A 6,581-nucleotide genomic window follows, 5' to 3' on the forward strand; every position below is an offset into this window, starting at 1 on the left:
CAGCGTGGTGGCCGCGATGTGGAAAGACAACTGAATGTTTGTGACGCAAGGCGTAAGTTGGGTTGATGATCGACGTGCGCAAGCTTCGCATGCTTGCCGCCCTCGACCGGCTCGGCACGGTCGCCGCGGTGGCTGACGAACTACGACTCACCGCCCCCGGCATCTCGATGCAGCTCCGCGCGCTCGAACGCGAGCTCGGCATCGCGCTCACCGAGCGTCGCGGACGTCGGCTGGCGCTCACACCCGCTGGCACATTGCTCGCCGCCCACGGCCGCGACGTCCTCGACCGCGTGTCCCTCGCGGAGCGCGAGGTCGACGCCCTGCGCCGCGGCGCGGCGGGCACCTACCGGGTCGCCGCCTTCCCGTCAGCAGCGCGGACGATCGTCGCCGACGCCTGGAGCCGGCTCACGGCCGAGGGCGGCGGCATCGAGCTCACCCTGACGACGCCCGAGCCGGAGGAGGCGCTCATGGCGCTCGTCGAGGGCGGGACGGACCTCGCTGTCGTGCACTCGTACTCGAACGTCTCTCGCGCGCTCCCCGAGGGGGTCGAGGCGAGCGACGTCGCGACCGAGCCCGTCTGGGTCGCGATCCGAGCCGACGACCCAGTGGCTGGCGACACGGTCGACCTGGCGTCGCTCGAGCGCCACCCGTGGGTCGCCGCTTCACGGCATCTGACCTGCTACGAGATGACCGAACGGGCGTGTGGCCTGGCCGGCTTCCGGCCGCGCGTCGTCGCCGAAAGCACTGACTTCGCCGGGCAGCTCGAGCTCGTGGCCGCGGGCGTCGGCGTCGCGCTCGTTCCGGACCTCACCACCGCCACCGTTCCGGACGGTGTGCGCCTGGCCCGGCCCGCGACCCCGTTGCACCGTCGCACTCGCGCAGCGCGCCGCTCGACGATGCGCACCGACCCCGGACTGGACCGCGTCGTCGGGCTCCTCGTCGAAGCTGCGGTACGACGCATCCGAGTCGCACCTCAGTAGCCCCCTGACGTCCGTCGGCCCGCCTCGGCGCAGGCGGCAGTCGACGAACCGGGCACCCTCCTCCAGCTCGTAGCGACCTCACCCGGGTGCTCGCCGTGCGTGACCCGGTGCAGGACCGTCCAGCCGTCCAACTCGCCGGGCCTGGTCGTCAGAGGATCAGAAGTCCCAGTCGTCGTCCTCGGTGTGGACGGCCTTGCCGATGACGTACGACGAGCCGGACCCCGAGAAGAAGTCGTGGTTCTCGTCGGCGTTCGGCGACAGGGCCGAGAGGATCGCCGGGTTCACGTCGGTCTCGTCCTTGGGGAACAGCGCCTCGTAGCCCAGGTTCATGAGGGCCTTGTTCGCGTTGTACCGGAGGAACTTCTTGACGTCCTCGGTCAGGCCGACGGCGTCGTAGAGGTCCTGCGTGTACTCGACCTCGTTGTCGTACAGCTCGAAGAGCAGCTCGAAGGTGTAGTCCTTGAGCTCCGTGCGCTCCTCGGGCGACAGCTTCTCGAGCCCGCGCTGGAACTTGTAGCCGATGTAGTACCCGTGCACCGCCTCGTCACGGATGATCAGGCGGATGAGGTCGGCCGTGTTCGTGAGCTTCGCGCGGCTCGACCAGTACATGGGCAGGTAGAAGCCCGAGTAGAAGAGGAACGACTCGAGCAGCGTGCTCGCGACCTTCCGCTTCAGCGGGGAGTCGCCGCGGTAGTACTCCATGACGATCTCGGCCTTGCGCTGGAGGTTGACGTTCTCCTCCGACCAGCGGAAGGCCTCGTCGATCTCCTTGGTGGAGCACAGCGTCGAGAAGATCGACGAGTACGACTTCGCGTGCACCGACTCCATGAACGCGATGTTCGTGTAGACGGCCTCCTCGTGCGGGGTCAGCGCGTCGGGGATGAGCGAGACCGCGCCGACCGTGCCCTGGATCGTGTCCAGCAGCGTCAGGCCGGTGAAGACGCGCATCGTGAGCGTCTTCTCCTCCGGCGTGAGCGTCGCCCACGACTGCACGTCGTTCGAGACCGGCACCTTCTCGGGCAGCCAGAAGTTGCCGACGAGACGGTCCCAGACCTCCGCGTCCTTCTCGTCCTCGAGCCGGTTCCAGTTGATCGCCGACACGCGGTCGATCAGCTTCAGCTTCCCGGTGGGGCTCATTCCCCAGCCCTGCCCTTCCAGTTGTTCTGCGTCGTGTGACCACCCACCCGGAGGGGGATGGCGACCCACCTCCGGAGCGAGGCGCGGTGCGCGCCGGCTCCGGTGTGGTGGGCATCAAGCGGCGACGAAGGAGCCGCCGGGCAGAGCCGGCGTGCACCGCGCCTCGCGGACCCGTACGGCTACAGCATGCAGGACACGCAGCCCTCGACCTCCGTCCCCTCCAGCGCGAGCTGGCGGAGGCGGATGTAGTAGATCGTCTTGATCCCCTTCTTCCAGGCGTAGATCTGCGCCTTGTTGAGGTCACGGGTGGTGGCCGTGTCCTTGAAGAAGAGCGTCAGCGACAGGCCCTGGTCGACGTGCTGCGTCGCCTCGGCGTAGGTGTCGATGATCTTCTCGTAGCCGATCTCGTACGCGTCCTGGTAGTACTCCAGGTTGTCGTTCGTCATGAACGGCGCCGGGTAGTAGACGCGGCCGATCTTGCCTTCCTTGCGGATCTCGATCTTCGACGCGATCGGGTGGATCGAGCTCGTCGAGTGGTTGATGTACGAGATCGAACCGGTCGGCGGGACCGCCTGCAGGTTCTGGTTGTAGAGGCCGTGCTCCTTGACGGAGGCGGCGAGCTCGCGCCAGTCGTCCTGCGTGGGGATGTGGATGCCGGCCTCGGCGAACATCTGCTGGACCCGCGCGGTCCGCGGCTCCCACGTGCGCTCGATGTACTTCTCGAAGTACTCGCCCGACGCGTACTTGGAGTCCTCGAAGCCGAAGAACGCCTGGCCCCGCTCCTTCGCGAGCAGGTTCGACGCGCGGATGGCGTGGAACGCCACCGTGTAGAAGTAGATGTTCGTGAAGTCGAGCCCCTCGTCGGAGCCGTAGAAGATGTGCTCGCGGGCGAGGTAGCCGTGCAGGTTCATCTGCCCGAGGCCGATCGCGTGGCCGGACGCGTTGGCCTTCTTCACCGAGGGCACCGACTCGATGCTCGTCTGGTCGGAGACGGCGGTGAGCGCGCGGATCGCGACCTCGACGCTGCGGCCCAGGTCGCCGCCGTCCATCGCCAGGGCGATGTTCATCGAGCCGAGGTTGCAGGAGATGTCGCGGCCGATCTCCTTGTACGAGAGGTCCTCGTTGAAGGTCGACGGCGTCGAGACCTGCAGGATCTCCGAGCACAGGTTCGAGTGCGTGATCTTGCCCTTGATCGGGTTGGCCCGGTTCACCGTGTCCTCGAACACGACGTACGGGTAGCCCGACTCGAACTGGATCTCCGCGAGGGTCTGGAAGAACTCGCGCGCGTTGATCTTCGTCTTGCGGATCTCCGCGTTGTCGACCATCTCGTAGTACTTCTCGCTGACGTCCACGTCGGCGAACGGCACGCCGTACACCCGCTCGACGTCGTACGGCGAGAAGAGGTACATCGGCTCGTTCTTCTTCGCGAGCTCGAACGTGATGTCGGGGATGACGACGCCCAGCGAGAGCGTCTTGATGCGGATCTTCTCGTCGGCGTTCTCGCGCTTGGTGTCGAGGAAGCGGTAGATGTCCGGGTGGTGCGCGTGCAGGTACACCGCGCCCGCGCCCTGGCGCGCGCCGAGCTGGTTGGCGTAGGAGAACGAGTCCTCGAGGAGCTTCATGACGGGGATGACGCCCGAGCTCTGGTTCTCGATGTGCTTGATCGGCGCGCCGTGCTCGCGGATGTTCGAGAGCAGGAGCGCGACGCCGCCGCCGCGCTTCGACAGCTGCAGCGCGGAGTTGATGCCCCGCGCGATCGACTCCATGTTGTCCTCGATGCGCAGCAGGAAGCAGGAGACGGGCTCGCCGCGCTGCGCCTTGCCGAGGTTGAGGAAGGTCGGGGTGGCCGGCTGGAAGCGGCCCGAGATGATCTCGTCGACGAGCGACGTCGCGAAGTCCTCGTTCCCCTCGGCCAGCGCGAGCGCGACCATGCAGACGCGGTCCTCGAAGCGCTCGAGGTACCGCTTCCCGTCGAACGTCTTCAGCGTGTACGACGTGTAGTACTTGAAGGCGCCCAGGAACGTCTGGAAGCGGAACTTCTTCGAGTACGCGTAGTCGAACAGCGACTTCACGAAGCTGCGGTCGTACTGGTCGAGCACGCCCGGCTCGTAGTACTTGTTCGCGACGAGGTAGTCGAGCTTCTCGTCGAGGTCGTGGAAGAAGACCGTGTTCTGGTTGACGTGCTGCAGGAAGTACGCGCGCGCCGCCTCGCGGTCCTTGTCGAACTGGATCTTCCCGTCAGCGCCGTACAGGTTCAGCATGGCGTTGAGGGCGTGGTAGTCCAGGCCCGACGTGTCTACGCGGAAATCAGTGACTGTCGCTGCCACAATCGTCCCAATCCCTCTCGGACGCGCTCGACGTCCTCGCTCGTGCCCATCAGCTCGAACGCGTACAGGTAGGGGACGTGGCACTTGGCCGCGATGATGTCCCCCGCGATGCAGTACGCGGCGCCGAAGTTCGTGTTGCCGGCCGCGATGACCCCTCTGATCAGCGACCGGTTGTGCTCGTCGTTCAGGAACCTCACGACCTGGCGAGGCACCGCGCCGCCCTCGTTGCCGCCCCCGTAGGTGGGGACGAGCAGGACGTACGGCTCCGTCACGTGCAGGAACGGGTCGGTGGGGCGCAGCGGGATCCGGTGCGCCGGCAGACCCAGCTTCTGCACGAAGCGGTGCGTGTTGTCGGAGACGGAGGAGAAGTAGACCAGCGAGGCCATCTCGCCCCCTTCCCGACGGTCGTGAAGCGGTGGGGCGCTCCGGCGTGAGCCGCAGCGCCCCGGGTGGTGCGGGCCGTCCGTGTCAGGCGGTCGCCGCGACGGCCAGCTTGTCGGCCAGCGCCTTGATGCGGTCGGGGCGGTAGCCCGACCAGTGCTCGCCGTCGACGATGACGACCGGCGCCTGGAGGTGGCCGAGCGACATGACGTAGTCCCGAGCGTCGGCGTCCTCGCTGATGTCCACGACCGTGTAGTCGGCACCCAGCTTGTCGAGCGCGCGGTACGTCGCGTTGCACTGCACGCACGCCGGCTTGCTGTAGACCGTGATCGCCATCGTCGTTCTCCCGCTGAGTGCGTCGCCTGTGAGGTCCCCCGAGGGCCTCGGAAGGCCCTGCGAGCCGCTCGCCGACGGTTGTCCGAGAGGGCCTCCGACGGGCCCTCCCGGGCCTTCGGACACCCGCTTCGAGCCTCGTTCAGGTCTCGTCGAGCGGCGTGGTTGGAACACTACACCTAGTGTCTGACACCGCAACCGACCACTAGGTCTTGTGTTACATCCGTGTCGTTTTTCACCCTGTGCGTCTCTTCGCACACTACCTGTGGGTACCGACACGAGCCCCTGACGTGCAGGGTTGCGCGGTGTCCAGCGACACGCCGGGGCGGTGGCCACAGGGGCGTCCACAGGGAGCCGCGAGATGTCCCCAGGGACGTCCACAGCGGCCGTGTCCGATCCGTCCCGAAGTGCCCGGTCGGGCCCCGCGGGCCCGTCCCCTCGCGGCTCCGCCGGGCTCCCGTCGTCGCCGCGCAGGACCTCGTCCGGGTGACCTCGTCGCGGCGGCCGGGCGTACGGCGGCCGACCACGGCGAGTCGCCGCGGGAAAACGGCCCGCGGAGCGCCGCCGGACCACTACCTTCGCGCCATGCAGACGCTTCTCGCACTCACCACCGACGTCGACCCCACCGCCGCCGCCGCGGCGGGCACCGGGGGCTTCATCAGCGGCGTGATCGGCTACCTGATCGCCGCCTTCGCCCTCTTCGGGGCGTTCAAGAAGGCCGGGGAGCCCGCCTGGGCCGCCTTCGTGCCGGTCTACAACTCGATCGTCCTGCTGAAGATCGCGGGCAAGCCGTGGTGGTGGTTCCTCCTCGCGCTGATCCCGATCGTCAACATCGTCGTCTGGATCATCGTCGCGATCGAGCTGTCGAAGTCGTTCGGCCACGGCACGGGCTTCGCGGTCGGCCTCATCTTCCTGTCGATCATCTTCCTGTTCGTCCTCAGCTACGACGGCAACCCGTACGTCGGCCCCGGCGGTGTCCGCCAGCAGGTGCCCGCCGCGGCCTGAGCCGCCCCTCCCCCCATCCGCCGCACGGGCGGGTGCTCCGCGTCGCGGGGCACCCGCCCGTCGTCCGTCCGGTGCGGGATGCTGTGCCGGTGCGGATCACGACGCTCGCCGAGCTGACGGTCGACGGCCGCCCCGTGCGGGGGGAGCGTCTGGCCGCCGTCGTGCGCGCGCTGGTCGAGAACGCCGGACGGCCGGTCCCGACGACGACGCTCGTCGACGACGTCTGGGACGGCGACCCGCCCGACGACGCAGCCGGCGCGGTGCAGGCCCTGGTCTCGCGCGTGCGCCGGCTCGGCCTCGACGTGGAGGCGACCCCGGGCGGCTACCGGCTGCGCGGCGACGGGCTCGACGTCGACTCCGCGCGCGCCCGGCGCCTCGTCGCGGACGCCCGCGCCGCGCTGGCGAGCGACCCCCGCGC

Annotated in this window: 7 protein-coding genes; 3 read left to right on the plus strand and 4 right to left on the minus strand. The window is 68.3% G+C overall.

What is annotated here, in order from left to right; translation table 11 throughout:
• Nucleotides 1–65 precede the first annotated feature (65 nt).
• Nucleotides 66–980, plus strand: a complete 915-nt coding sequence (locus HGCM_RS02805) for a LysR family transcriptional regulator (RefSeq protein WP_019135369.1) — start codon at nucleotides 66–68, stop codon at nucleotides 978–980.
• Between the two features lie 156 nt (nucleotides 981–1,136).
• On the opposite strand, the gene nrdF is transcribed toward HGCM_RS02805, so the two are convergent.
• The 4 genes from nrdF to nrdH all read right to left on the minus strand — a co-directional run bounded on the left by nrdF (nucleotide 1,137) and on the right by nrdH (nucleotide 5,161).
• A complete protein-coding gene (nrdF, locus tag HGCM_RS02810) occupies nucleotides 1,137–2,117 on the minus strand; it encodes a class 1b ribonucleoside-diphosphate reductase subunit beta (protein WP_019135370.1) in 981 nt (326 codons plus the stop codon).
• A 179-nt stretch (nucleotides 2,118–2,296) separates the two neighbouring features.
• A complete protein-coding gene (gene nrdE / locus HGCM_RS02815) occupies nucleotides 2,297–4,444 on the minus strand; it encodes a class 1b ribonucleoside-diphosphate reductase subunit alpha (protein WP_026075222.1) in 2,148 nt (715 codons plus the stop codon).
• A complete protein-coding gene (nrdI, locus tag HGCM_RS02820; RefSeq protein WP_019135372.1) occupies nucleotides 4,414–4,830 on the minus strand; it encodes a class Ib ribonucleoside-diphosphate reductase assembly flavoprotein NrdI in 417 nt (138 codons plus the stop codon). The genes nrdE and nrdI overlap by 31 nt, the downstream gene beginning before the upstream one ends.
• Nucleotides 4,831–4,912: 82 nt before the next feature.
• Nucleotides 4,913–5,161, minus strand: a complete 249-nt coding sequence (gene nrdH / locus HGCM_RS02825; RefSeq protein WP_019135373.1) for a glutaredoxin-like protein NrdH — start codon at nucleotides 5,159–5,161, stop codon at nucleotides 4,913–4,915.
• Nucleotides 5,162–5,743: 582 nt separating this feature from the next.
• Here nrdH and HGCM_RS02830 point away from each other — a divergent pair.
• Together HGCM_RS02830 and HGCM_RS16575 are read left to right on the plus strand one after the other, a co-directional pair.
• Entirely contained in the window at nucleotides 5,744–6,163 is a 420-nt protein-coding gene (locus tag HGCM_RS02830; RefSeq protein WP_019135374.1) for a DUF5684 domain-containing protein, read from the plus strand.
• Between the two features lie 89 nt (nucleotides 6,164–6,252).
• Nucleotides 6,253–6,581 (plus strand): AfsR/SARP family transcriptional regulator (locus HGCM_RS16575; RefSeq protein ID WP_019135375.1); only part of this gene is annotated, 329 nt, incomplete at its 3' end.

The sequence above is a fragment of the Cellulomonas massiliensis JC225 genome (assembly GCF_000312005.1).
Classification (GTDB): Bacteria; Actinomycetota; Actinomycetes; order Actinomycetales; family Cellulomonadaceae; genus Cellulomonas; species Cellulomonas massiliensis.

Bases quoted from the DNA above. Each gene is read 5' to 3' on its own strand.
- HGCM_RS02805 (WP_019135369.1), top strand. From the start codon at position 66: ATGATCGACGTGCGCAAGCTTCGCATGCTTGCCGCCCTCGACCGGCTC.
- nrdF (WP_019135370.1), bottom strand. From the start codon at position 2,117: ATGAGCCCCACCGGGAAGCTGAAGCTGATCGACCGCGTGTCGGCGATC.
- nrdI (WP_019135372.1), bottom strand. From the start codon at position 4,830: ATGGCCTCGCTGGTCTACTTCTCCTCCGTCTCCGACAACACGCACCGC.
- nrdH (WP_019135373.1), bottom strand. From the start codon at position 5,161: ATGGCGATCACGGTCTACAGCAAGCCGGCGTGCGTGCAGTGCAACGCG.
- HGCM_RS02830 (WP_019135374.1), top strand. From the start codon at position 5,744: ATGCAGACGCTTCTCGCACTCACCACCGACGTCGACCCCACCGCCGCC.